At 42.0% G+C, this 23,928-nt stretch carries 22 protein-coding genes; 16 read left to right on the forward strand and 6 right to left on the reverse strand.

Features of this window, described 5'->3' with window-relative positions; translation table 11 throughout:
* Window positions 1–224: 224 nt before the first annotated feature.
* From IEW76_RS18335 to IEW76_RS18345, 3 genes are read left to right on the forward strand one after another with little or no spacing between them, the layout of a single operon-like run.
* Window positions 225–947 carry an ABC transporter ATP-binding protein gene (locus tag IEW76_RS18335; RefSeq protein ID WP_188655879.1) on the forward strand — a complete coding sequence of 241 codons (723 nt, stop codon included), beginning with the start codon at window positions 225–227 and terminating at the stop codon, window positions 945–947.
* Window positions 944–1,972 (forward strand): ABC transporter permease, encoded by a 1,029-nt coding sequence (locus tag IEW76_RS18340; RefSeq protein ID WP_188655880.1) that lies wholly within the window; start codon window positions 944–946, stop codon window positions 1,970–1,972. Before IEW76_RS18335 ends, IEW76_RS18340 begins: the two co-directional genes overlap by 4 nt.
* Window positions 1,973–2,003: 31 nt before the next feature.
* Window positions 2,004–2,666: a TetR/AcrR family transcriptional regulator gene (locus IEW76_RS18345; RefSeq protein ID WP_188655881.1), complete on the forward strand. Its 663-nt coding sequence runs from the start codon at window positions 2,004–2,006 to the stop codon at window positions 2,664–2,666.
* Between the two features lie 370 nt (window positions 2,667–3,036).
* Here the strand turns inward: IEW76_RS18345 and IEW76_RS18350 are convergent, their stop codons facing one another.
* Both IEW76_RS18350 and IEW76_RS18355 read right to left on the reverse strand, forming a co-directional pair.
* The gene (locus tag IEW76_RS18350; protein ID WP_188655882.1) at window positions 3,037–3,813 is read right to left on the reverse strand and encodes a 3D domain-containing protein; all 777 of its coding nucleotides are present in this window, start codon (window positions 3,811–3,813) and stop codon (window positions 3,037–3,039) included.
* Window positions 3,814–4,547: 734 nt separating this feature from the next.
* Entirely contained in the window at window positions 4,548–5,378 is an 831-nt protein-coding gene (locus IEW76_RS18355) for an HAD family hydrolase (protein WP_188655883.1), read from the reverse strand.
* 166 nt (window positions 5,379–5,544) lie between these two features.
* On the opposite strand from IEW76_RS18355, the gene IEW76_RS18360 reads away from it, so the two are divergent.
* A complete protein-coding gene (locus IEW76_RS18360; protein ID WP_188655884.1) occupies window positions 5,545–7,299 on the forward strand; it encodes a CAP domain-containing protein in 1,755 nt (584 codons plus the stop codon).
* Window positions 7,300–7,367: 68 nt separating this feature from the next.
* Window positions 7,368–7,814, forward strand: coding sequence for a DUF4385 domain-containing protein (locus tag IEW76_RS18365; protein WP_188655885.1), 447 nt, complete (start codon window positions 7,368–7,370; stop codon window positions 7,812–7,814).
* Between the two features lie 97 nt (window positions 7,815–7,911).
* Here the strand turns inward: IEW76_RS18365 and IEW76_RS18370 are convergent, their stop codons facing one another.
* Complete coding sequence (locus IEW76_RS18370; RefSeq protein ID WP_188655886.1) at window positions 7,912–9,099, reverse strand: NRAMP family divalent metal transporter; 1,188 nt, start codon at window positions 9,097–9,099, stop codon at window positions 7,912–7,914.
* A 153-nt stretch (window positions 9,100–9,252) separates the two neighbouring features.
* Here IEW76_RS18370 and IEW76_RS18375 point away from each other — a divergent pair, with 153 nt between their 5' ends.
* From IEW76_RS18375 to IEW76_RS18395, 5 genes are all read left to right on the forward strand, one after another.
* Window positions 9,253–9,918, forward strand: coding sequence for an SOS response-associated peptidase (locus IEW76_RS18375; protein ID WP_188655887.1), 666 nt, complete (start codon window positions 9,253–9,255; stop codon window positions 9,916–9,918).
* A 220-nt stretch (window positions 9,919–10,138) separates the two neighbouring features.
* Window positions 10,139–10,612: a sigma-70 family RNA polymerase sigma factor gene (locus IEW76_RS18380; protein ID WP_229721301.1), complete on the forward strand. Its 474-nt coding sequence runs from the start codon at window positions 10,139–10,141 to the stop codon at window positions 10,610–10,612.
* Window positions 10,612–11,061 carry a zf-HC2 domain-containing protein gene (locus IEW76_RS18385; RefSeq protein WP_188655888.1) on the forward strand — a complete coding sequence of 150 codons (450 nt, stop codon included), beginning with the start codon at window positions 10,612–10,614 and terminating at the stop codon, window positions 11,059–11,061. The genes IEW76_RS18380 and IEW76_RS18385 overlap by 1 nt, the downstream gene beginning before the upstream one ends.
* Window positions 11,054–12,139 carry a hypothetical protein gene (locus tag IEW76_RS18390; RefSeq protein ID WP_188655889.1) on the forward strand — a complete coding sequence of 362 codons (1,086 nt, stop codon included), beginning with the start codon at window positions 11,054–11,056 and terminating at the stop codon, window positions 12,137–12,139. The genes IEW76_RS18385 and IEW76_RS18390 overlap by 8 nt, the downstream gene beginning before the upstream one ends.
* Window positions 12,136–13,059, forward strand: coding sequence for a LiaF transmembrane domain-containing protein (locus tag IEW76_RS18395; RefSeq protein WP_188655890.1), 924 nt, complete (start codon window positions 12,136–12,138; stop codon window positions 13,057–13,059). Before IEW76_RS18390 ends, IEW76_RS18395 begins: the two co-directional genes overlap by 4 nt.
* A 535-nt stretch (window positions 13,060–13,594) precedes the next feature.
* On the opposite strand, the gene IEW76_RS18400 is transcribed toward IEW76_RS18395, so the two are convergent.
* Complete coding sequence (locus IEW76_RS18400; RefSeq protein WP_188655891.1) at window positions 13,595–14,965, reverse strand: alanine/glycine:cation symporter family protein; 1,371 nt, start codon at window positions 14,963–14,965, stop codon at window positions 13,595–13,597.
* 170 nt (window positions 14,966–15,135) lie between these two features.
* On the opposite strand from IEW76_RS18400, the gene IEW76_RS18405 reads away from it, so the two are divergent.
* The 3 genes from IEW76_RS18405 to IEW76_RS18415 are packed head-to-tail and all read left to right on the forward strand — an operon-like array spanning window position 15,136 to window position 16,770.
* Window positions 15,136–15,606, forward strand: coding sequence for a low molecular weight protein-tyrosine-phosphatase (locus tag IEW76_RS18405; RefSeq protein ID WP_188655892.1), 471 nt, complete (start codon window positions 15,136–15,138; stop codon window positions 15,604–15,606).
* Between the two features lie 16 nt (window positions 15,607–15,622).
* Complete coding sequence (locus IEW76_RS18410; RefSeq protein ID WP_188655893.1) at window positions 15,623–15,916, forward strand: YtxH domain-containing protein; 294 nt, start codon at window positions 15,623–15,625, stop codon at window positions 15,914–15,916.
* Window positions 15,917–15,954: 38 nt separating this feature from the next.
* Window positions 15,955–16,770, forward strand: a complete 816-nt coding sequence (locus IEW76_RS18415) for a YihY/virulence factor BrkB family protein (RefSeq protein ID WP_188655894.1) — start codon at window positions 15,955–15,957, stop codon at window positions 16,768–16,770.
* Between the two features lie 1,023 nt (window positions 16,771–17,793).
* Here IEW76_RS18415 and IEW76_RS18420 read toward each other — a convergent pair.
* Window positions 17,794–19,722, reverse strand: coding sequence for a heavy metal translocating P-type ATPase (locus tag IEW76_RS18420; protein WP_188655895.1), 1,929 nt, complete (start codon window positions 19,720–19,722; stop codon window positions 17,794–17,796).
* 275 nt (window positions 19,723–19,997) lie between these two features.
* Between IEW76_RS18420 and IEW76_RS18425 the strand changes: the two genes are divergently transcribed.
* Entirely contained in the window at window positions 19,998–20,843 is an 846-nt protein-coding gene (locus IEW76_RS18425; RefSeq protein ID WP_188655896.1) for a transporter substrate-binding domain-containing protein, read from the forward strand.
* Between the two features lie 112 nt (window positions 20,844–20,955).
* Here the strand turns inward: IEW76_RS18425 and IEW76_RS18430 are convergent, their stop codons facing one another.
* Window positions 20,956–22,122, reverse strand: coding sequence for an MFS transporter (locus tag IEW76_RS18430; protein WP_188655897.1), 1,167 nt, complete (start codon window positions 22,120–22,122; stop codon window positions 20,956–20,958).
* 213 nt (window positions 22,123–22,335) lie between these two features.
* Here IEW76_RS18430 and IEW76_RS18435 point away from each other — a divergent pair, with 213 nt between their 5' ends.
* Together IEW76_RS18435 and IEW76_RS18440 are read left to right on the forward strand one after the other, a co-directional pair.
* Window positions 22,336–22,734 (forward strand): OsmC family protein, encoded by a 399-nt coding sequence (locus IEW76_RS18435; protein WP_188655898.1) that lies wholly within the window; start codon window positions 22,336–22,338, stop codon window positions 22,732–22,734.
* Window positions 22,735–22,866: 132 nt separating this feature from the next.
* Window positions 22,867–23,676 carry a YfkD famly protein gene (locus tag IEW76_RS18440; RefSeq protein WP_229721302.1) on the forward strand — a complete coding sequence of 270 codons (810 nt, stop codon included), beginning with the start codon at window positions 22,867–22,869 and terminating at the stop codon, window positions 23,674–23,676.
* Window positions 23,677–23,928 lie beyond the last annotated feature (252 nt).

The raw sequence follows: 23,928 nt of genomic DNA on the forward strand, positions 1-23,928 counted from the left end.
GAGCTTTATGCTGCCAATGGACTATAAGGGTTTCTTGTTTTTCGCCTAACACTTTTGAATCCTTCAGGGAAGGGTTCTTTTTTTTGTGCTGAGAGTTGATGTGAGCATAAAAATGGAAGATCTATAATATTTTATAATGAGTGATTACTCACTTTACAAACGTGTTGTTGTACTATACTATTAAAGTGAGTAATCACTCATTTCAGGCAAGGGGTTGATTAGATATGGAAGCTGTTATTGAAGTGAAGGGGATGGCTCATTCCTTTGGGGATGAAGCGGTTTTGAAAGATATCAATATGGAAATTGGGCGGGGTGAAATCTATGGATTGCTTGGTCCTTCTGGGGCTGGGAAAACCACGCTTGTAAAAATGATCGTTGGTATCATGGAGGCTGACACGGGTGAAGCATGGGTTGAAGGTGTTAAGATGCCATCTCTCGAACAGATGAGAAAAGTTGGGTATATGGCTCAATCTGATGCATTGTATAGTGAACTATCAGCTCGTGAGAATCTAGAATTCTTTGCATCTATTTATGGATTAAAGAGTAGAAAACGAAAAGAACGTATAGAAGACGTAATGAGAGTCGTTGGGTTAACAGAGCACATGGATAAACCTGTACGCAATTATTCAGGAGGAATGAAGAGGCGTCTATCTTTGGCAATTGCTCTTTTGCATGAGCCTGATGTATTGATATTGGATGAACCAACAGTAGGGATAGATCCTGTATTACGGCAATCCATATGGGCTGAATTATATCGTTGGAAAGATAAAGGAGGCTCCATTATTGTGACGACTCATGTGATGGATGAAGCTGATAAATGTGATCGCTTAGCGATGCTTCGCGACGGGTACGTCATTGCTTCAGGAACTCCAATTGAATTGAAGCAACAAGCGGATGTCGACTCTATTGAAGAGGCTTTTCTAGCGTATGGAGGTGCTCGTTCATGAATGTTCAAGCGATAACAGTACGGATTATTCGACAGTTTAAAAGGGATAAACGCTCGCTTGCGCTTATGCTTCTAGCGCCGCTACTTGTATTGACGTTGATGTGGCTTGTATTGGATGGAGACCGATATGAACCAACACTAGCCTTTGTGAACGTGCCGGAACAAATGACTGAGTTATTTAAAGAACAGGATGTCACCATAAAAAAGATGGGGCCAACAGAAGCTGAAACTGCACTAGAAGAAATGAAAGTAGATGCTCTTATTCATTTGAATCAATCAGATGTGAATATAACGCTTGAAGGCAGTGATCCCTCTACAAATCAGGCAGTGATGGGAGCTGTTCAAAAAGCCATGCAAAACGCAGTTCCGGCTCAATCGATGCCTTTTAATCCCAATTTCAGTTACCTGCACGGTTCTGATGAATTAGGGTTATTCGATAATGTCGGGCCTGTCCTTATTGGATTCTTCGTGTTTTTCTTTGTGTTTATTATTGGTGGGGTTTCTTTCTTACGTGAGCGAACTCAAGGCACCCTTGAAAGAATTCTATCTACTCCTCTTAAGCGATGGGAGATTGTGACGGGGTATGTATCAGGATTTGGTCTATTTACGATCCTTCAAACAGCACTTATCGCCTTTTTTGCAATCTATGCTTTAGATGTGTGGATGGCTGGTTCTATTTGGTATGTACTTCTGATTTCAATCTTACTTGCTTTAACAGCACTCACCTTAGGGACATTGCTTTCTGCGTTTGCAAACAATGAATTTCAAATGATCCAGTTTATCCCGCTCGTGATTGTCCCGCAAGTTTTCTTTTCAGGGTTGTTTAATCTTGATGCGGTAGCTTCTTGGATCAAGATGATCGGACAAATTATGCCACTCACATACGGAGCAAATGCGTTAAGAGGTGTGATGATTAGAGGAGAAGGATTTGCGGACATACAAATGGATGTCTATGTGTTACTTGGGTTTGCCGCCAGCTTTTTTATCTTGAATATAGTAGCGTTGAAAAAGCATCGCAAGCTATAATAGAGGATAGATTGGAAAAGGGGGTCAAAGCGTGACAGAATATGAAGCTTTTAAAGAATTGCTAGAATTGGACGATCAGGAGCAGCTTACCCCAAAGCAACGTCAAATTGTTCAAGCCGCTATTGAAATATTCTCTGAGAAGGGGTACGCATCAACCTCGACGAGTGAGATTGCAAAGCGAGCAGGTGTAGCGGAAGGAACGATCTTTCGTCACTACAAAACAAAGAAAGAACTCTTGATGGCCATTGTTTCACCGGTCATTACAAAGCTAGCTGTTCCGTTTATTGCCCAGTCTTTCGTAAAACAGGTTTTCCGAGATGGGGAGCATAAAGACTTTGAAGAATTATTACGAGCCATGATCGTAAATCGGTTTGAATTTGCGAAAAAGAATGTTCCTCTACTGAAAATTGTACTTCAGGAAGTCGCGTTCCACCCTGAACTTCAGGATCGTTATAAGCACATATTCAGGGAAGAAGTGCTGCCACACTTTGAACGTTTCGTGAGTCATTATAAGGAACAGGGACTTATCAAAGATTATCCAAGTGAAACGGTTCTTCGATTAGTTATTACAACGGTAATTGGCTTTTTAGTAACTCGTTTTATCGTTATGCCAGATGCGGACTGGGACGATGAGGCTGAGATTGATCGTACGATTGATTATATTTTGAATGGTCTTCAGACTGTTCAAGACTAAAAACACCACTGTGTTCTCTCCTGAAGAGTACGCAGTGGTGTTTTTATTTTAGTCAGAGAGATTCAGTAATCCTAAGAATCGAAGCTAACTCACTGGGGGAGGATAGCTCCGTTGCCATAAGAGTGGTTGGGCAGGCTTGGGGGCAACTCGCTTTCCGCGGAAAGCGAGTGATTTCCAGCCCCGCCTTACGCTCTATTCACGCTGGCGGAAACGTCTCTATCTTTCGCAAAACAGAAAATCGAAAATCTCAACTTCATATTGTCTTCCGTATAAGGGGGCTTGTATGAAAAGTTAAATGGGATGAGTAGAGCATAAAAAAGCCCAAAGCTGCATTCAGCCTTGGGCTTGTATTATCTTTTAAGGGAAGGAATTAGTCTAAGATTGTTACGTCTACTGATTTGCGGCCCCAGTTTAGTGCTTCGGATTGGGATGGGATGAAGACGTCGATTCTGTTTCCTTGGATGTCGCCACCGATGTCACCAGCTACTGCTTTTCCGTATCCTTCTACATAAACTTCAGTACCTAGTGGGATTACGTTAGGGTCTACTGCGATTACTTTGCGATCTGGGTTTTCAAGAAGATTGATGCCTGTTCTTGTGATACCAGAGCAGCCCGTGCAGTTTGCTGTATATGCTGTTGATTCCATTGTAATCGTCTTTTGTTCTTGTTGTTGTGTTTGAACTTGTTTTTCTTCTGTTTTAGGTTCAGTAGGTTGTGTGCTTGCAACAGTTGATTTTTCTTTTGTTGCTACGTTTGATCCGTTTACATTCAGGGTATCTCCTGAATAAATCGTATTTGAGCTTAAGTTATTCCAATGTTTTAACTCATTCACACTTACGTTATATTGTTGACCGATAGCGAAAAGTGTATCGCCAGGTTGGATTGTATACACATTACTGTCAGCTGTTGCTGTGTGAGCAACTTCACTGTCTCCGTTGTGGTTCACTGTTAGCTTTTGGTTCGGGAAGATTAAGTTAGATGTTAGATTATTTTGTTGTTTTATTTGTTCAACGGACACATCGTAATCCTGAGAGATACCCCATAATGTGTCGCCGCTCTTGACGTCTACTTCTTCTGCGCTTGCTGTAATCGCTGTTGTTGTAGAAATCGTTGCTACAGCAGCTAGGGATAGAAATAGTTTTTTCATTTTGTTGACCTCCTGGGAATTACAATAGCCATGAGCTGTTGAAATTCGCGGTTTATTGAGTAACGAATTAACTCTATGGACTACTATAACAACCTAATGGGAAAAGCCCAATAACAGAATGACAACAATGTGATTGCAATTCTAACAAGGAGATTACATGGATTTTACAATGGCGGGAAAATAGAGAAAAGGACCCTATTAGAGGATCCTTTTCTCTATTTTTCTGCATTTGAAGCTGAGAGAATGTTTCCGTTAACTCTAGTTAAGCGTAAGGTGGGCCTGGAAACCACTCGCTTTCCTGTGGGGAGCTGGTGAGCCTCCTCACCCGGCAAAGCCGGGCTCCGGGGTCTCACCTAAGCTCTTCTGCCCACGGGAGTCTCGCAGTTTCCAGGCCCACCTTTACCATACAAGGAGGAACGAAAGCATGCCGTATAGGGTAACAACAGACCTGCTGATGCGAATTGCGGGGCCGTTCACCCACCTTAAAGACAGGGCTTGTTCGGGGACTGCGAGACTCCCGCGGGAAAAGGAGCCTAGGGAAGACCCCTCAGAGAGCGAAGCGATGAGGAGGCTTCCCAGCTCCCCGCAGGAAAGCGAGTTGTCCCCGAGCAAGCCCAAGCACTTTTAAACGTAACGGTCCCTTCCTGCTGAAATATCTCAACTTCAACTTTTCCATATAAGGGGGCTTATATGGATTAAATGAATACAACAATAAACAGTAACAGAGCCTTAGTTTAAAGAATGTCTGTTAACGAACGAACAGGATGGAGTTTCTCGTGTTCAATGTTTGATTCATCGGGTGTTAGCCAGATTGCGTGCATACCGTATTGGAGGGCGGGGGCGATTTCGTTCATGAAGTTATCTCCAATGGATACGGCTTCTTCTGGTTTGATTTTGTATCGTTTTAATAGCTCATGAAAGTGTTCGCTCGTTTGAACAGGCTTTGTAGCTGATGTGATCCGGTCATGGAATAGATCCTGTAGGTTCAGTTCCTTGAGTAGACGATCTACATCTGTAGCTTCACTATTCGTCATAAGAACGATTGTTTTCTCTTTTTTTATTTCCTCCAAGAAAGAACGTAATCCAGGTGTCTCTGTTAGCCATCCTTTTTGAGATGACATGTCGACCTTTGTTTCATCATAGGCTTTGTGACATTCACTCATCGGTAACCCATAATGGCGAGCGAGTACATAGGGAGGCCACCAACCGTCTCCGATTGCAATCCATCGGTCAAAATCAAATGTAGAGGCGGGAAATGGTTCATCTGAAGAGCGCTCTACTTGTTCGCCGTTCCATGATTCAGGGTTGCTGATCTTTTCGGTAAATGGGTCCCACGTCCAGAATAGGTCTTCTTTCGTATCATAGACCTTTCCAATGGACAGTGGATGGAGACCTTCTTTAACTTGTGTAAAATCTCTTAAGAAAGACTCGTGTTCTTCTTTTGGTAATTTATCCTTTAATTTATAAGCAAAATGGTCAAAATGCTTCGTGTCTTCATATAGGGTCCCATCGAGGTCAAAGATGAAGAGGTGACATGTGTCTAAGTATGAATCATGTAGTGACATGTGCGATCAGCTTCCTTTCCGGCAATTTGTTTCATTATCTGAAATCCCTTCTTAGATTTCAAGTAAAGAGGTGGGGAACGATATGGAAAAACTTTCTGAACCACTAGGAGTGTTGATTTGTTTCTAGTAAAATAAAAAGAAAAGATCTGAGAAAGGTGTTATTAAGATGATCAAACATTCGGTTTGGATTCTAGTAGGTATTGTGTTGTTTGTCCTTACGCCGGATCACGTTCATGGTACTGAGAATAATCAGCCTAAGATGGAATCAAATTCTTATACCATTCGTTACCATGAAGAAGGATCACCGACCGGCTTAGTATCTACTGGTTCGCCCGAAATTACATATTTCATAAAACTATCGAATAATGATTTGCCCTATGAGGTGGACATGTTTGTAAATGGAAAAGAAGTTTCCTCAACGTATAATGAAAATACAGGTATGCTCACCTATGAGGCCTGGGGGTTAACAGGTGCAAATACAGTAACGGTTCAACTTGAAGTGTATGGCGAAAAGCAACTTGAACGTTCTTGGTCATTTGAAATAGACAGTCGTAATATGGATCCTTTTGCTTCAATGGATAATGAAATATTGACCACTGTTGGAAATGATGCGCTTGCTCGTGCTAACGAATATCGCGAGAGGTTGGATATTCCTTTATTAAAAAACAATGATCATTTAAAAGAAGCAGCTCAAGCTCATGCCAATTATATGAACGTCTATTCCAAAGGTCACCATGAAATGAACAACAGCGCTCACTTATTTACCGGAAAACAACCTGCTGAAAGGACGTCTTATTTTGGTTATCCCAAATGGTTCGTAGGAGAAGGGATTTCTTATGAAGAGCCTGGAGGAGTATCGGCTGTTGATCATCTCTTTGACGCTCCTTACCATCGTTTGAGCTTAATGAACCCGTTTTATAACGAAGTAGGAACAGGATACAATAATCAAGGCGATGTAGTCATGAACTTTGGTGGAGATGGAAGTGAAGGGGAACATCGTATTATTCAGTACCCTTACCCAAATCAAAGAGATGTGCCAGTTTCCTGGTTTGCTTATGAAACGCCTAATCCTCTTCGTTTTTTCAACCAAGATCAGGTATGGACAGGTTATCCTGTTTCTTATGTGTATTATGGTCCTTCCTCTCATGAACTCCAAGTTTCAGAGGCATCATTAGTTAATGAGGATGGTGAAACAGTGCCATCCTACACGGTCACGCCACAAATGGAGAACGAAGGTACTCATCACGTTTTCCTAATTCCAAAAGAGAAGCTTATGCCGGGTGCAGGTTACAAGGTGAGAGTGAATGCTCAAGCGAAGACAGCGGAAGGGAATCTATTCGATGTGTCACGAACTTGGTCATTTAAAACTGGGGAGAGTGTTCTGTTTCATGATATTTATTTCGAAGCTCAGAACGGGGTTCACTTTCTAACGTTAGAATGGGCAAATGGAGAAGATCCTGAAGCTAAGGCTATTTTGAGTAAGGAAGATAAGATTTATATAGAGAAGAAAGGGGATACGCAGCGTACTGTCCGGTCCCTTGAATCTGGAACATATGAGTTGAAGGTTGATAGCCCTCACTTTAATGAGCAAGAAACCTATATCGTCATGATTGAAACGGGGAATCTCCCTCACTATCAATACGGAAGCAACCTAAACGTTGTGGACTTCTATCAAACGAATTCACTAGAGGCGCTCTATCAAAAATTCCCTATATGGGAAGCTCGCCAAAGCTTTTACGGCTCGTATAAGGTCTTTAATGATAGGAAGCAGCAACCGGATCATAATGAGGAGGGCACCTTCATTATTGATCGTATAGGGAACCTAATCACCTCTTTCTTAAATGGAAGTGAGGCAGGAGATTCATCTACTGTTCTACCTACTCAAGAAGAGGATGAAGAAAGTGGTTATATGCCTTACTAGTCTAAGAAGATTGAAGTGTTTCCCCCTCCTTTGTATTGGGAAGTTTAGCAAAGAGAGGGGGTTTTTCTATGAGCTTTGATTATGAAATGGATTTCGACAACATCAATTTTAGAGAGCGGCCTGATCTTTACAGAGTGGGCAAGGGAGAGCAAGGTGTGCTAATGGTAGAGCCATATAAGAGTGAAATTCTGCCTCATTGGCGATTTAAAACTCCTGATATCGCAAAAGAGTCAGCAGATAAGATTTATGAACTGTTTCAGCAATATAAACAGCAAGAAGATTTTGTCGGAATGGATATGGCGCGTAAATATATACAAATGGGCTATACACGAGCAAGGCGTTATGCGAATTATAAAGGTGGAAAGAAATACGATCAAGATGGCAATATAAACGAACGAGACATCGACGAGGAAAAAGCTGAATCGGCTCGCATATTTGAGGAAAAGTGGAAAGAAGTGCGTAATGATGATGAATACTTAGCTTATAAGAAAGAACACCAAAAGAATTATGGATAAAGCAAAATTTTGTCTAAAGTGTGGTAATGGGCAGTGAAAAAATGAAAGAGCTACTTCGTCTTTGTTAACAGACGGAGTAGCTTTTTCATTAATCCTGTTAGAATAAAGAAGTCATCCCTTCAAAGAGGGAAATTACGCCCATGTATGCCATGGCGATGACAATAAAGGCACCGAAAATGGTTAACCATATGGGGTGCTTGTAATCACCAACAACGGACTTCTTGTGTGCTGCAATTAAAATAACACCAAGAGAAAGTGGTAAAATGAGCCCATTTAAAGAACCGGCTAAGATCAGTAAGCTAACAGGCTTTCCAACTAAGCTAAAGATGAGTGTGGAAACGGCAATAAATCCAACGATAATCCACTTTTGATTTCGCTCAATGAGCGGACTAAATGTTTTGATAAAGGAAACAGATGTGTAGGCTGCTCCGACAACCGATGTAACGGCTGCTGACCACATAATCACACCGAAAATCTTATACCCAACGTTTCCGGCCGCTGCTTGGAATACAGAAGCTGGCGGATTGTCTGGGTCGAGTGTAATTCCTTGTGCTACTACACCAAGGGCGGCAAGGAATAAGAAGATACGCATAATCGATGCAATACTAATCGCAGAAATGGCACTTCGATTCACGTAGCCGAGTGATTCTTTTCCTTTTATCCCTGCTTCAAGAAGGCGATGCCCACCTGCAAATGTTATGTATCCACCGACTGTTCCCCCGACAAGTGTGACGATTGCGAGGAAATTAATCTTTTCAGGCGCTACTGAACGGATAGCAGCTTCGCCAACAGGTGGTTGAGCTGTAAACATGACGTAGATCGTTAAACCAATCATGATAAACCCCAGAATTTGAGCGAAGCGGTCCATTAACTTTTCAGCTTCTCGTACAAGGAAAATGCCAATAGCAACAATCCCGCTAAACAAAGCCCCCATTTTAGGGGAAATTCCGAATAAAACATTCGTTCCAAGTCCGGCTCCAGCTATATTTCCGATATTAAAAGCGAGACCTCCAAGAACGATAAGAATGGAAAGAATAAATCCAAGTCCCGGAAGAACACTGTTGGCAATGTCTTGTGCGGGCTTACCACTTACGGAGATGATCCGCCAGATATTTAGTTGGGCACCAATATCAATAATAATAGATATTAAGATAACGAAACCGAAATTTGCTGCGAGTTGTTCTGTAAATGTGGTTGTTTGTGTAAGGAACCCTGGGCCAATTGCTGAGGTGGCCATCAGGAAAGCTGCTCCAAGGAGCAACCTTAGTCTAGAACGATGATCCATATAGTGCCTCCTTAAATTTAATGTCTAAAAATTCTATCATTAATGAAGATAAACATCCAGATCATTTCGACCCCCCTTCTATGGTTTGGTTGGGAGTTGAAATCCATTTGTGAAATGCTTACACTACCAGTATGTAGAAAGGAGCGGGATGGTATGTGTGGTCGTTTTACATTTTCAGTAGAAGAATATGAGATCTTAAAAGAGTATGGGATTAAACCAGATGAAGACTTGATTGAACCCCGTTATAACATTGCACCTGGTCAACAAGTAGTGACGGTTGTCAATGACGGTGAGAAGAACCGAATTGGTCAATTGAAATGGGGGCTCGTACCCGTGTGGGCAAAGGATCCTTCTATTGGGTATAAAATGATTAACGCAAGATCTGAAACGGCTCATGAAAAGCCAAGTTTCAAACGTCTGCTAGAGAGAAAGCGGTGTCTGATCTTAGCGGATAGTTTCTATGAGTGGAAGAAAGAAGATGGGAAGAAACAGCCCTATCGAATCTCCCCTCAAGATCGATCATTCTTTGCCTTTGCTGGATTGTGGGATCGGTGGAAACAAGGTGACGCTGAACTTGTAACCTGTACGATCTTAACGAAAGAAGCCAACGACTTTATGGCACCCATTCATAATCGAATGCCAATTATTCTTCCTAGAGAACATGAGTCATGGTGGATGGAGCAAACGAAGCGAGATCCTAATGAGATGCATGATTATTTGAGTCAATTAAATATAGAGACGTTAGAAGCATATCCGGTCAGCACGTATGTAAACAACGCTAAGAATGAAGGTACGGAATGTGTGGAACCGCTAGCATAGAATGATAGATAGGGATATGGTTTTCAGATTGATAAATGACTAAGTTCAGGATTATAACCTGAGCTTTTTTTATGTTTTGAAAAATTTTTCTAAAATGTGTAGGGGAATTGTTGTATGCTTCGTCTATAAGGTGGATGAAGAACGAAGGGAGGGGAGCAGGATTCAGGATGAGCGGTTAATTGAAAAGATAAAGGCAGGTCATCAGCAGGCGCTCAGGCTTTTGATTGAGCGTTATAAAGGACACGTGTTTAAAGTAACCTATAGCGTTGTCCGTGATGAGAAAGAGGCTGAGGATCTGGCTCAGGAAACATTTATCAAAATGATGGATGCGCTCCCCTCTTATCAGTCCCAAGGATTTAAGACGTGGTTGAGCCGGATTGCAATGAATAAAGCAATTGATTATAAGCGGAAGAAAGCCAGGCAAAAAGAAGATTTGGCTTTTGAAACGTTTGAGTATGAACGGATGCAAAGTGCCGAAGAAGAATGGCTTGAACATGAAAAGGTTGTGGCTGTGTCCCATTCGATTGGATTATTGCCAGCAAATTATCAAGGGGTTGTTCAGGCGTATTACATAGAAGGTAAATCATACAGCGAGATTGCTAGAGAGCAAGCGCTTGAGGAGAAGACGGTTGAGATGCGATTGTACCGTGCAAGGAAGTGGATGAAACGAAATTGGAAGGAGGATGAGTTCTGATGAAGCATATAGAGACGACTCGGTTAGAAGCATATATGGAAGATTCGTTGAGTGATCATGAACGTTGGGAAATTGAGGATCATCTTGATGAATGTGATTTTTGTTTTGAAGCCTACATGACGAAGGTAGAAAGCTGGACTTTGGAACCATCCCTTGCACAGGATTTTACTGATCAAACGTTTGATCAAATCGTTAAAAAGCAAGTGATGCCGGTTAAAGAGTCGAAGCGAAGTGCAGTGCAGAAGCAAAAGCGGACGCTGGTACATTACGGACTTGCTGCAGGCTTAACGATGATTTTAATGGTATCAGGTGTGTTTGAACAAGTGCTTCATGTTTTCGATGAGGATTCCTTTAAAGAGAGACCTTCCATCTCAAGGAATATTGTAAGTGAAACAGATCGATTGTTACAGAAAGTAAATGAAGATATGAGGAGTGATGCAGATGAATAAGTCAGTGATATTGGCATTTTTCTTTTCCTTTGTGCCAGGGCTAGGCCAGCTATATCTTGGTCTTATAATAAGAGGGATTTTGTTTGGAGGATTGTTCTTTGCTCCTCTGTTTATTATTGCGGTAGCGGTAATGAATGCGGGAGGGGAAGCTCTTATACTGGTGATGTTTCCTTTACTAGTGTGGCTTATTAATATGGTAGATATGATAAGGCAGTTACGAAAATTAGAAAAACACAATCAGCGAGTGGGAAATACAGATACAGACGATGCTCTTACGTCTCCCTTTAAAGATCAGGAAAGGGTTGTAACGATTCTCTTATCATTTATTCCTGGTGTTGGGCATTTCCATCTTGGGTTGAATCAAAGAGGTCTAACGTTCCTTGCAGGATTTATGGGAGTAGGCATTATGATCTTCTTTGTCGCAGCCATTACAAGCACTGGTGGTTTTTTGGTCTTCCTTTTAGCCCTTCCGATCATTTGGATTTACGGATTGTTTGATGTGATTCAGTTGCTAAATCAGAAAGAGAAGGGTGAGACACTTGAAGATCGAACCATTTTAGAAGACTTTGATCGTCATCGTGATAGTGGCAAGAAAAGTCGAGTCATTGCAACGTTGCTAGGAATTTTCCCGGGGGCTGGGCATATGTATTTAGGATTACAGCGACGAGGTCTACAGCTGATGGCCGCATTCTTATTGTCGATCTATATTCTTGATGTCTTACATTTATCCATCTTCTTATTCTTAATTCCGATTATCTGGTTCTTTAGTTTTTTCGACGCGCTACAGCTTGCTAGTCGAGATGAAGAGGAGATTATTGAAGATGTTCCGGTTATTAAGTACTTTATAAATCATCAGCGCTGGATTGGAATAGCGCTCATACTGCTGGGTGTCTTCTATATGTTAGATGACGTATTCATGCCAGTATTAGCAGATGAACTTCGCGAAACATTTCAGATCAATCTCTATTATTACTACGAACGCTATTTCCAAATGATCATTGTCTGTCTCCTCTTTATCGGTGGGGGAATTAAACTATTATTAGGTTCAAAAGTGAATAAGGAGGAGGTTAGTAAATGAGAAAGTGGCGCGTAGGGACAGTATCAATGGGACTTTCACTCATCTTCCTCGGAGTCTTACTAATGGTTGGCCAGTTTACAGATTGGGACCCTGTTACATTAACCATGTCGTGGTGGCCGTTTATTTTAATTGTGCTCGGAATCGAGGTACTCGTCTACATTGCTCTATCTAAGAAAGAAAAACCGATTGTGCAATATGACTTTCTTTCAATCTTCTTTATCGGAGTACTTGGAATGGTCGCCCTGGGGTTATATTTAATGACTTCACTTGGTCTGGTGAATGAAGTGAAGGGAGCTATGAATGCAGAACGTGTTGAAGGTCCCTTGCCTTCTATAGAAGAATCCATCTCAGAAGACATCAATACGATCGTGCTTGAACAAGCATATGATGATTTGGTCGTTGAGACGAATACTGCTGGTAAAGTTCATATATTTGGAACATTTACCTCAGAGTTTCTAGAACAAGAAGATTTAAAAGAGACTGATGTAGCTTCAATTAACAAAGTAGGAGATAAGCTATATATTCAATTGCTACAAGGACCTTCTAAAGAAGGAATGCACTACAGTCGAACGACGTTTAACCGTACGATCTCCTTGCCTGAAGACGTTGACGTAGAGATCCGTGGTACTACAGGGAATCTGAAACTAAACGCAGGGAACATCACAGGGGATTGGATGATTGATGAAGTTCGTAATATGATCCTGAACCTCCCAGAAGAAGCCAGCGTCTCTGTTAAAGCTGAAAGTTATTCTGAACAACTAGGTTGGGATGTTGAGTGGGATAAAGAAGAAACGATTCGTAGCGGTGACGAGAAGAATGAATTGTTTTATAAAGAGAAAGTGTTCGGAGATGGAGAAGCGGTCATACAACTGAATCTGGTTGATCAATTTACAATCAAAGACGTCGGCCCAAGGTCTTAAGAAGCTCTGCTTCATGGGGCCGTTACTTTTATTGAGTGGTAGGGGTGTCTTGGGAACGACTCGCTTTCCGCGGGCGGCCCCACACGAAGTGGGGTCGTTCGACGTTGTCACAGGACGTGACGGTTTTAGTCGAACTTCCTCTTTCTTTTTAGAGCCTCCTCCCTCACTGCGTTCAGTCCGGGGTCTCGTCGACCTCTTTCTCCCGCAGGAGTCTCCCCGTTCCCAAGACATCCCTTGCCATGTGAAGTACTAACGGCCCCGCTGCTTGGGCATTCCTGATGCCTATTTGAATCTATATGTGGCATGTTTCCGTATCTCCCAATATGGCAAAGGTGGGCCTGGAAACTGCGAGACTCCCGTGGGCAGAAGAGCCTAGGTGAGACCCCGGAGCCCGGCTTTGCCGGGTGAGGAGGCTCACCAGCTCCCCACAGGAAAGCGAGTGGTTTCCAGGCCCACCTTACGCTCATTTAAAGCAAACGGAAACATTCTGTTAGCTCATAAAAAGAGCATCCTCGAGTGAGGATGCTCTTTTTTGTTAGGCTTCATAACTGGGGTCAGATTTTGCTTTTCGTTCTTCTTTTGCAACGCGCATAAATCGTTTTGTTTCGGAAACAACCACACCAGATAATCCAAGAAGGCCAATTAAGTTTGGTGCAGCCATAAGACCGTTCATGATATCGGCAAATGTCCACACGATATCAATTTTGACAACAGCCCCAACGAATACAAATGCGATGAAGACGATTCGATAGGCTGGGAGCATACGTTCTTTGGTTAAGTATCCAAAACATTTCTCTCCGTAGTAAGACCAACCTACAATGGTTGAGAATGTGAAGAAGACTAAGCCAATTGCGACAATCATTGAACCAGTACTACCAAGGAAATATTCAAAGGATGCACTTGTTAAATCAGCACCATCGATATTTCCTGAATACATATCCGCCATAACGATTGTAAGTCCTGTGATGGTACAAACTAAGATGGTGTCTAGGAACACTTGAGTCATGGAAACGAGTGCTTGACGGCCAGGGTAGTCTGTTTTGGCAGCGGCGGCTGCAATGGGTGCAGAACCAAGACCAGCTTCGTTCGAGAATACGCCTCGAGCTACACCATATCGGATGGCGCTACCTACAGCTCCACCTACAGCAGCTTCACCTGTAAAGGCACTTGTGAAGATCGTGGAAAAGGCAGGCCCGACAAGTTCTAAGTTAAGAAGGATAATAATAAGACCAGCAATAATATAAAATATCGCCATAATCGGAACAAAGAAAGATGTTACTTTCCCGATACTTTTAATCCCGCCTAATACAACTAAAATCGTTAAGACTGTTAAAATAATTCCTGTAAGCCAAGTGGGTACATTAAACGTTGTGTCTACGGCATCAGCTAACGTATTGGACTGCGCCATGTTTCCAATACCAAAAGCGGCAATGGAACCAAAAAAAGCAAATAAAATTCCGAGCGGCTTTGCTTTTAGTCCTTTTTCAAGGTAGTACATAGGGCCACCGGCCATCTTGCCATTTTTGTCAGTTACACGGTATTTAACCGCAAGTATGGCTTCGGCGTATTTGGTAGCCATGCCGAATATTGCTGTGATCCACATCCAAAAGATCGCACCAGGTCCTCCTAGAAGAACTGCTCCAGCTACCCCGGCGATATTACCTGTTCCAATAGTCGCCGCCAAGGCGGTTGTAAGCGATTGGTAGTGAGAAATATCTCCTTTTGATTTTTTGTCTTGTCGTTTTGGGCTGAACGCAAGCTGTAGAGCATAAGGTAACATGCGTAATTGTAGAAACCCTAATCGAATCGTTAAGTATATTCCTGTTCCGACTAGCAGTACCAGGAGTGGTGTTCCCCATACGAAATCGCTAATGCTGCTAAGTACTTTTAAGATCTCTTCTTGCATAATACTGACCTCCCTTTTTCATATAGTATAAATATTCTGAAAAATCTGAAGGAATGTCAAGGGATCTTGTGCTAAAATTTTAATAAGTTTTCAAAAAGAGCTATGATGTGTAATTGAGTAGAGGATTTAATATAATAAAGAAAGAACTAATGATAGAAGAGGGTGATCGTATGATTCATGTATTGTTTGTATGTCTCGGAAACATTTGTCGCTCTCCGATGGCGGAAGCGGTATTTAGGAATTTAACAGAGCAAGAGGGAATGAAAGATCAATTTCGGATCGATTCAGCGGGAACCGGAAGATGGCATGAGGGCAAACCTCCCCATCAGGATACCAGAAGAATGTTAGATCAACACAATGTTTCTTATGATGGAATGACTGCTCGTCAAGTGAATGTTGCTGACTGGGACGAGTTTGATTACATTATTGCAATGGATCGTCAGAATTATAGTGATTTAGAGGCGCTTCGTTCCTTTGATGAAGGTGTGGTTGTTGCTCAGTTTATGGATTATGTTCATGATAGCGACATGGAAGACGTTCCAGATCCATACTTCACAGGGAACTTTGAAGAAGTTTATGAACTGATCGAAAAAGGTTGTGAAAATCTTTTAGCTGACATAAAAGAAGCATACAAGTTATAAAATAGGAGGAGATCCCATGGGAGAAAATAAATTGATTAAAGGTGTGTTAATCGGGGCGTTAGCGGGTGTTGTTTATGCACTTTTTGATAAAGATACTCGCCTTGAAGCTTCAACATGTGTAAAACAAACGAGTGGCAAAGTGAGAGAGTATGTTGAGCACCCGTCTGATGCGATGCACGATCTGCGTTTGAAATACGAACATATGGCGCAAGCTGTTACTACAGGTTCTGAGCAGGCTGTTCGTATCTTGGATCAGCTTAATGAATTTCTAGAGAAGATCGAAAGTCAAAGCGAAGAACCTACTGAGTAATCATACTCCATTTTTCATATGCGAGGTAGGGGGATATATTGTCTACTATTATTCAATTCGGGAAAGATTTGGTCAGGCGTTTCTCCGACCATGAAGTGGCAGGCCTAGCCGCACAATTAGCGTATTTCTTTCTGCTATCTATTTTTCCATTTATGATCTTTTTAATTGCGCTTATGGCTTATTTGCCGATTTCTATTGAAGATATCGTGTTGGCCATGTCACGCTATATTCCAAGTGAGGCAATGGATTTACTGACATCAAATTTAGAGACGAAAAATACAGGGCTGCTATCAGTTGGTTTACTCGCAACGCTTTGGTCTGCTTCGAATGGTACGAATGCTGTCATGAGGGCATTTAACAGAGCTTATAATGTTCAGGAAGACCGTTCATTTATTAAGAGTCGTCTAATTGCTATTGTACTTACTGTTGCGATGTTTATTGTCATTCTTGTTGCCCTTATGCTTCCGGTGTTCGGTAAAGCAATAGGGGTTTATGTCTTTTCGTGGTTTGGTGTGTCTGAAGACTTTCTGGCTATATGGAATGCGTTGCGTTGGGTCATATCGTCTACGCTCTTCTTGCTTGTGCTCATGTCTTTATATATTTTAGCACCTAACCACCACGTGAATATTAGGCAATCTTTTATTGGAGCTGTCTTTGCAACAGTGACCTGGCAAGCGGCTTCGTTAGGGTTTTCATTCTATGTGAATTCAGGTGTGAGTAACTATTCGGCTACTTATGGGAGTTTAGGAGCTGTCATTATTTTAATGATTTGGTTTTACCTCTCGGGGGTTGTCATTATTCTAGGTGGCGAAATTAATGCGATGTTACGTGAACGTCAATGGTTTAAACGGTAACTCTTTCAAGGTCCTTGCGATGTACATAAAGAATGCCCACTCGGAGCATTCTAATAAGGACTTCATGAGAGGGAGGTTGATGACGAATGGCTAATAACAAGCGCAATCAAAAAGCACGCAGCGATAAAAACCAAAATAAGCAAACTTCTGATGATTCAAAGCACAAGACAAGTAGTTCTGCGAATAAAAAGAACAATTTCCATTAATCAATAGACGGAGCTATACACGAATGGCTTCGCTTTAGAAAGCCCCGCTATTTATTTAGCGGGACTTTTTTGTAGAAGGAAGGCTCTGTTAAAGTTTAATGTTGTTATTATTTATAACAAGCTTGTTCAAGAATAGGGCAGGATTGTTGAAGACTCGAAGCTGAGAGAATGTTTTCGTTAACTTTAGTTGAGCGTAAGGTGGGCCTGGAAACCACTCGCTTTCCTGTGGGGAGCTGGTGAGCCTCCTCAACCGGCATAGCCGGTCTCCGGGGTCTCACCTAGGCTCTTCTGCCCACGGGAGTCTCGCAGTTTCCAGGCCCACCTTTACCATACAAGGAGGAACGAAAGCATGCCATATAGGGTAACAACAGACCTGCTGATGCGAACTGCGGGGCCGTTCACCCACCTTAAAGACAGGGCTTGCTCGGGGACTGCGAGACTCCCGCGGGAATAGGAGCCTATCTAGTTCCGGCGTGGAGGACCTAGCGAGACAAGTCATCTTTTTTACAAAGGCTTAACGCCTTTTCCAAAAAGCTGTCTTGTCCGTACGGTCCTAGGCACCACGTCTGCACCTTTAAACTAGGGGAGACCCCACAGAGAGCGAATGCGAACGAGGAGGTTTCCCAGCTCCCCGCAGGAAAGCGAGTTGTCCCCGAGCAAGCCCAAGCACTCTTAAACGTAAAGGCCCTTCCTGCTGAAATATCTCAACTTCGAGTCTTCCATATAAAGGGGGGGATATGGAACGAAATCAACCCTAAACGTTAACAGAGCCAAACAGAAAAAAGGAGTATGAAGCTGAACAACAGCTTCATACTCCTTAAGAGCGCAATAAACGGAGACCGTTTAAAATAACGAGGATCGTACTTCCTTCATGCCCAACAACACCTAGAGGAAGGTTGAGGAATTGAAGGAAATTCGAAATGATTAGAAGCATAATAACGAGAATAGAGAAAATCACGTTTTGCTTCACAATTCGGTTCATTTTGGTTGATAAGGACAATGCATTGGATATCTTCGGTAAATCATTCTTCATAAGAACGACATCAGCTGTTTCGAGTGCGACGTCGGTTCCTTCTCCCATAGCAATCCCTACGTTTGCAGTAGCTAGAGCAGGGGCGTCGTTTATGCCATCACCTACCATGGCAACGTTCTCGAAGGATTGACGGAGAAGCTTCACTTGTTCAACTTTATCTTCTGGCAAACATTCCGCCACGTAATTGTCGATGCCGCATTCTTTTGCGATGGCTTTCGCTGTTGTCTCATGGTCACCTGTAAGCATTACGGTGTAAATGCCATTACGTCGTAAGGTTTGAATAGCACGTTTCGTATCCTTACGAATGGTATCTTTAAGTGCGATTAATCCGGCTATGCCATTTTCATCGGCAATAAAGGTTAACGTTTTACCTTCGTTTGCTAATTGCTCAGCTATTCCGTTATGGAAACTGAAAGCTTCTTCTCCGACGAAAGCAGCTTTCCCAATTTTCCATTCCTTATCGTAGACACTGGCTGTTACTCCATTTCCGGAAACATCTTTCATATGAAGTACATCTAAGTGCTCAGTAGCATTATTTGCTTCCCCGTATTTTACGATGGCCTGTGCAAGGGGGTGATTTGATTCTCGTTCGATTGAAGTAAAGACCGTTAATAAATTTTCATCATCCGATCGGAAGTATGCATCGGTTACAATTGGTTTGCCGTTTGTTAAAGTGCCTGTTTTGTCAAAGGCAATTGCTTGGAGGTGTGACAGATTCTCCAGGTGTACGCCACCTTTAAAGAGGATTCCGTTCCGGGCTCCATTAGAAATGGCGGATAGTGTTGCAGGCATAATGGATGCTACAAGAGCGCAAGGAGAGGCAACTACTAGCAGAATCATCGCTCTGTAAATCGTGTCCTGCCAACTCCAGCCGAAAGCGAAGTGCGGGATGAACATCATAAGTGCAACAGCAACTAGAACAACTTTGACGTATGTTCCTTCAAATCGTTCAATGAATAATTGGGAAGGTGATTTTTCACTTTGAGCAGATTGAACGAGTTGGATAATCTTCTGAAAAAGCGTTTCATTCGAACGTTTAGTAATTTTTACCGTAATGCTCCCGTTAATATTAACGGTCCCGGCAAACACCTCTCCCCCCATTTCTTTAGAAACAGGGACAGATTCTCCTGTAATAGCGGCTTCGTCCAAAGATGTGTTTCCTTTAATAATTTCTCCATCTGAAGGGACGCGTTCACCGGCCTTAACTAGAATGTGATCACCAATTGTAAGTTCAGACACGTGAACGAGTTCTGTTTTTCCATTATGAACACGAAGAGCCTCTTCTGGTTGAAGGTCCATCAAGGATGAAATCTCACGCTGACTCTTGTTCATTGTGTACGTTTCAAGAGCTCCGCTCATAGCGAAGATAAAGATTAAGATAGCGCCTTCTGTCCAGTACCCAATGGTAGCCGATCCGATCGCAGCAAAGATCATGAGCATTTCGACATTTAGATCTTTATCCTCGATGGTTTCTTCAATACCTTCTTTCGCTTTAGCAAAGCCACCTATGATAAAGGCTGAAATGTATAGACCAACGGATACAGGTTCACTAAGTATACCTTCTGTTAACCAGGCTGTTAAAATAATAATTCCACTTATAATGGCCGCGATTAATTCGCCGTTGCTTTTTAGGCTAGCGATGAATGCGGACTGGTTCTGTGAGGTAGGTGCAGTGGATGGTGAGGTGTTCATTGCGTTTGATTCAGCTGACATTTTCTCAACTCTCCTTTTTTAATTGAGAATGAAAACTCTTTTCAATTATCTCAACTGTTTTATTTATGTTGTAAAAAAGCTTATGATATAGTGATAATGATTCTTATTTAGAATTATTATAATTTAGTATGTAATTTAATAGTAGCACGTTTTTGGTCGAAGTCAAGACTTACAATTAAAATACGCATTTGCGGAGATATGAATGATAAACCCACTTGAATTCAAATAGGGTGGTTGCTATATTAAGTGAGATTACATCAAGAGGAGTGACAACAGTGTTGAAACGTGTAGTAATTTATGGAGCACTCTTATACTTGGTTTTTCTTTTATCGGCGTGTTCTGAAAATACTCAGCGATCTGAGTCTAAATGGGAACAAGTAAAAGAGAATGGCGAGCTTATCGTTGGGACGTCTGGAACGCTTGTTGGAGTATCTTATACACCAAAAGATTCTGATCAATTGTCTGGATACGATGTGGAAGTTATGCGTGCCTTGGGAGAGAAAATGGGTGTAGACATCGTATTTAAAGAGATTGGCGTAGATGAATTGTTTGCCGCAGTAAAGAGTGGAAAGGTTGATGCTGCGATGAACGATTTTCAGATTAATGATGAGCGAGAAGAGAGCTATTTGTTTAGTAATCCTTATAAGTATTCATATACTACAATGATTGTGCGTGAAGACAATTACAGTGGAATCAATGAATTAGAAGACCTGAAAGAGAAGAAAGCAGGGGGAGAAGCAACGACGACATTTAGTGAAATTGCACGTGCTTTTGGAGCTACAGTCATTACATATGATAACGTTTCGAATGAGGTTTATTTAAAGGATGTCCATCGAGGGATTCTTGACGTTATTATTAATGATTATTATTTATCTAAGTTAGGGCTTCAAGCATATCCTGAATACGACCTGGTCTTACACCCTGACATTAAACTAAATCCAACTGAGCATGGTGTCCTATTAAATAAAGAAAATCCATCTCTTAAGGAAGAAATAGATAAGGCAATGTTGGCGCTGAGGCAAGAAGGGGAGCTAACTCGGCTTGCTAAACGATTCTTCGGTGAAGATGCATCTATTAAACCAGAAGCCCCCATTCAACCAAGCCCCGTAGCAACACAATAAGAAAGAGGCATCCTGTAATAGGATGCCTCTTTCTTATTGTAAAGCAATGAAGCGTGTCAGACACCGTTTACTGCTTTAGAGTGACGCAGGGTGTCTGGCACGCTTTGGATCTTTATTGTGTTGAAGCAAGTGGTGCTTCTTTCTTTAGGGAGATTGGAATTAGTATCAGAATGAGCATAGTTGTGATGATGTGGAAGAAGGATGCTCCTGGGAAGAGATCAATGAATACTCCTCCGGTGTAGGGTCCGATTATACTCCCGATACTAAAAGCAATTCCGCACATAATATTCCCAGCAGGCAACAGGCTCTTTGGTAATATGTCGGTCATGTAAGAAATACCGAGCGAGAAGATCGATCCCACGAATATGCCTGAAAGTGTAAATAAGGCAAATAACCAAGCTACGGAATCTTCAAAGATTGAAGCTAGGAAGAAGCAAACGATTCCTGCGAGGATTACGCCTATAAGCACGTTTTTACGACCAATTTTATCACTAAGAATCCCTAAAGGGAGCTGTGAAAGAATGCTCCCAACTGCAAACATAGGAATGATTAAAGAAAGCATACTCACTTCATGCCCAATGCGCATTCCGTACACGGGGAAGTTCCCGTGTAGGGTCGCTTCGAGAAAGCCATAACCAAATGGAGGCAGGAACGCTACCCATGCTAATTTACCTGCTTGAAAGAAACGGGAAAAAGAGCTAGATGAAGAGGTGTAGCCCCCGTCATCTTCTGGATACTGATTGCGTACAAAAAGCATAAGAGACCAAACGATTACGCTGAAACCAGCAGATAATAAGAAAGGTAAAGCGATGTGGATATCCACGAGCCTTGTCATTAAGGGACCAATGGCAAAGCCAGCACCAAAGAATAGGCCATATAGTGCAATGTTTCGTCCGCGACGTTCTTCTGGAGATGTTGTGGTGATCCAAGTCTGTGTTCCGAAATGGAGCATATGGTCTCCAATCCCGATTGTTACGCGTAATATAAACCAAAACCATAACGATTCCCAAAACGGAAAGAAAGCCATAGAGACAAAAACAAGCGCACCTCCGAGGAGGATCATTGGCTTAAAGCCAATTCGTTGCAAAGGCTTTTCCATAAAGGGAGAGGCAAGTAAAACGCCAATATATAAGCCGGTCGCATGAAGGCCATTTATCGAGGATGATACACCGTTTTGCTCTAAAATGACTGCAATTAAAGGTAGGAGCATCCCTTGAGTGAAGCCTGAAATAGAAACTAAAAGAATCAATGCTGTAAAACGAAAGCGTGTTGAAGCCATTATGTCGTCCTCCAAAACTTGTTCATCTGTTTATGCTACTAACGGTCATAGGAAATAGCAAGAGAAATCCTGCCATGTCTCTTGTTTCATAAAGGACCTTGTGGCAAAGTAATGAAGGGTTAATGTAAGCAGATTACGTTATCAATCCACTAATATCGGTTACACTATATGTAACAAGAAATCTTACTGAGATTTGAAAAGGAGTGAAGCTTAATGCCACAACTACAGTTTTATTTGAAAAATGAAGGTGTTCGTACATCTACGGAATTTGGTCAACTTAACATTTCACCTGATGAGGAAAAAGGGTTTCGCCCATTTCAATTGATGGTATCTTCTATTGCAAGTTGCAGTCTTTCTGTTTATCGTCAGATTCTAGACAAACAACGTATTGAGTATGAAGATATTAAATTGACAGCTGATATTACTCGTAATGAAGCTGAAGCGAATCGAATTGAGAAGATTCATTTGCACTTCGTTGTTAAAGGTTCACACCTTGATGAAGCTAAGCTTACAAAGAACTTAGAGTTATCTAGTAAGAACTGCTCAATGGTTCAATCCGTTAAAGGAAGCATCGAGATTGAGGAAACAGTTGAAGCGATCGAGCTAGACTAATTTGGTATAAAAGGGGAAGGGCTTTGCTGCATGAGCAGTGAAGCTCTTTTTTTATGTATGAAATGAATTTCCGGATGCATACAAATTCCTGAGGACGTTCAAACTAAGCAAAAATCGAAAGGAAAGTGACCGATGAAAATAGATATGAAACAATTCCTTGCTCTTATTGTCGCTATTGTCTTACTTGTTCCGGGTTTTGTGAATGCAGCGGAGAAGAAGGGTCCTGATGAAAGCCAGGATGATAAAGGCAAGATTCCAAGTCATGTATTAAACATTTCAAAAGACAATACTTACCCTAACTCAACACAAGACCAAGTGACGCTAGAGCCAAGTGAGCTAACGAGAGAGTTAATTGAAGCATCAGAGGTGAAAATTGAGAACCCCCAGTTAATTAAGATGCTCAATGAAACGAATTTAAAACCTTCACCTGTAGCAATTGGATATCGTGGCATGATCTATATGGGGCACTGGCCACTTCAATATGAATCAGAAGAAACAAGTATTAACTGGCAGTATCAAAAGATTAACCAGAACCAGTTGAACAACCTTGGTGGTAACGAGACACAAAAGCTTAATTATAATCAAGAGGCTGAGAAACATATTAAAGGTGGCTTAACGGCTAAAATTGAAAAAACAGAAGACATCAAAAAGATGATGCTCCTTGAGGCGCAGGAGAATACAGACTTACCACTATCGTTCCATACGGTGTTTGGTAAAGGAACAAAGAAAGATAATTCCTACGGCATACCGCCTAAAAAGATCGGAACATTAAGCGCTTTTGCACCAGCTGTAAATGAAAAAGGGAAAGTCACGTTTGGAGAAGTCTATATCGAACTAAAAGGTTCAAAAAAATACCTCGTTGTAAAAAACGTAACCAAGCAAGGAATCGGAGCCTGGATCCCAATCCAAGACCACATCTCCTTCAACTTCAACATCCAATAACACTTTAGCCAAACAAAGCGTGCCAGACACCGTTTAGAGCTTTACCGTAGTGAAGGGTGTCTGGCACGCGGTGATCCTTTACAGTGATAAAAAATGCCTGTCCCTCATAGAGGGCAGGCATTTTATTGATGTGTGCCCGACATGGGCGCAAGCTTTAGGGTTAGAGTCCCGAACGGTGAAGGTCGTTGTAGCCGTTAGCCAAGGGCAAGGGTGTCCGGGGTGACCCGGAATCTGAAGGAAGCCGGAGGCAAA

Origin of the sequence: Pontibacillus salipaludis, from assembly GCF_014642405.1 — a bacterium.
Lineage (GTDB): Bacteria > Bacillota > Bacilli > Bacillales > BH030062 > Pontibacillus > Pontibacillus salipaludis.

Bases quoted from the DNA above. Each gene is read 5' to 3' on its own strand.
- IEW76_RS18350 (WP_188655882.1), bottom strand. From the start codon at position 3,813: ATGAAAAAACTATTTCTATCCCTAGCTGCTGTAGCAACGATTTCTACA.
- IEW76_RS18385 (WP_188655888.1), top strand. From the start codon at position 10,612: ATGAAGCATATAGAGACGACTCGGTTAGAAGCATATATGGAAGATTCG.
- IEW76_RS18440 (WP_229721302.1), top strand. From the start codon at position 22,867: ATGAAAATAGATATGAAACAATTCCTTGCTCTTATTGTCGCTATTGTC.
- IEW76_RS18410 (WP_188655893.1), top strand. From the start codon at position 15,623: ATGGGAGAAAATAAATTGATTAAAGGTGTGTTAATCGGGGCGTTAGCG.
- IEW76_RS18335 (WP_188655879.1), top strand. From the start codon at position 225: ATGGAAGCTGTTATTGAAGTGAAGGGGATGGCTCATTCCTTTGGGGAT.
- IEW76_RS18420 (WP_188655895.1), bottom strand. From the start codon at position 19,722: ATGTCAGCTGAATCAAACGCAATGAACACCTCACCATCCACTGCACCT.
- IEW76_RS18375 (WP_188655887.1), top strand. From the start codon at position 9,253: ATGTGTGGTCGTTTTACATTTTCAGTAGAAGAATATGAGATCTTAAAA.
- IEW76_RS18370 (WP_188655886.1), bottom strand. From the start codon at position 9,099: ATGGATCATCGTTCTAGACTAAGGTTGCTCCTTGGAGCAGCTTTCCTG.
- IEW76_RS18435 (WP_188655898.1), top strand. From the start codon at position 22,336: ATGCCACAACTACAGTTTTATTTGAAAAATGAAGGTGTTCGTACATCT.
- IEW76_RS18365 (WP_188655885.1), top strand. From the start codon at position 7,368: ATGAGCTTTGATTATGAAATGGATTTCGACAACATCAATTTTAGAGAG.
- IEW76_RS18405 (WP_188655892.1), top strand. From the start codon at position 15,136: ATGATTCATGTATTGTTTGTATGTCTCGGAAACATTTGTCGCTCTCCG.
- IEW76_RS18395 (WP_188655890.1), top strand. From the start codon at position 12,136: ATGAGAAAGTGGCGCGTAGGGACAGTATCAATGGGACTTTCACTCATC.
- IEW76_RS18430 (WP_188655897.1), bottom strand. From the start codon at position 22,122: ATGGCTTCAACACGCTTTCGTTTTACAGCATTGATTCTTTTAGTTTCT.
- IEW76_RS18340 (WP_188655880.1), top strand. From the start codon at position 944: ATGAATGTTCAAGCGATAACAGTACGGATTATTCGACAGTTTAAAAGG.
- IEW76_RS18400 (WP_188655891.1), bottom strand. From the start codon at position 14,965: ATGCAAGAAGAGATCTTAAAAGTACTTAGCAGCATTAGCGATTTCGTA.
- IEW76_RS18355 (WP_188655883.1), bottom strand. From the start codon at position 5,378: ATGTCACTACATGATTCATACTTAGACACATGTCACCTCTTCATCTTT.
- IEW76_RS18360 (WP_188655884.1), top strand. From the start codon at position 5,545: ATGATCAAACATTCGGTTTGGATTCTAGTAGGTATTGTGTTGTTTGTC.
- IEW76_RS18390 (WP_188655889.1), top strand. From the start codon at position 11,054: ATGAATAAGTCAGTGATATTGGCATTTTTCTTTTCCTTTGTGCCAGGG.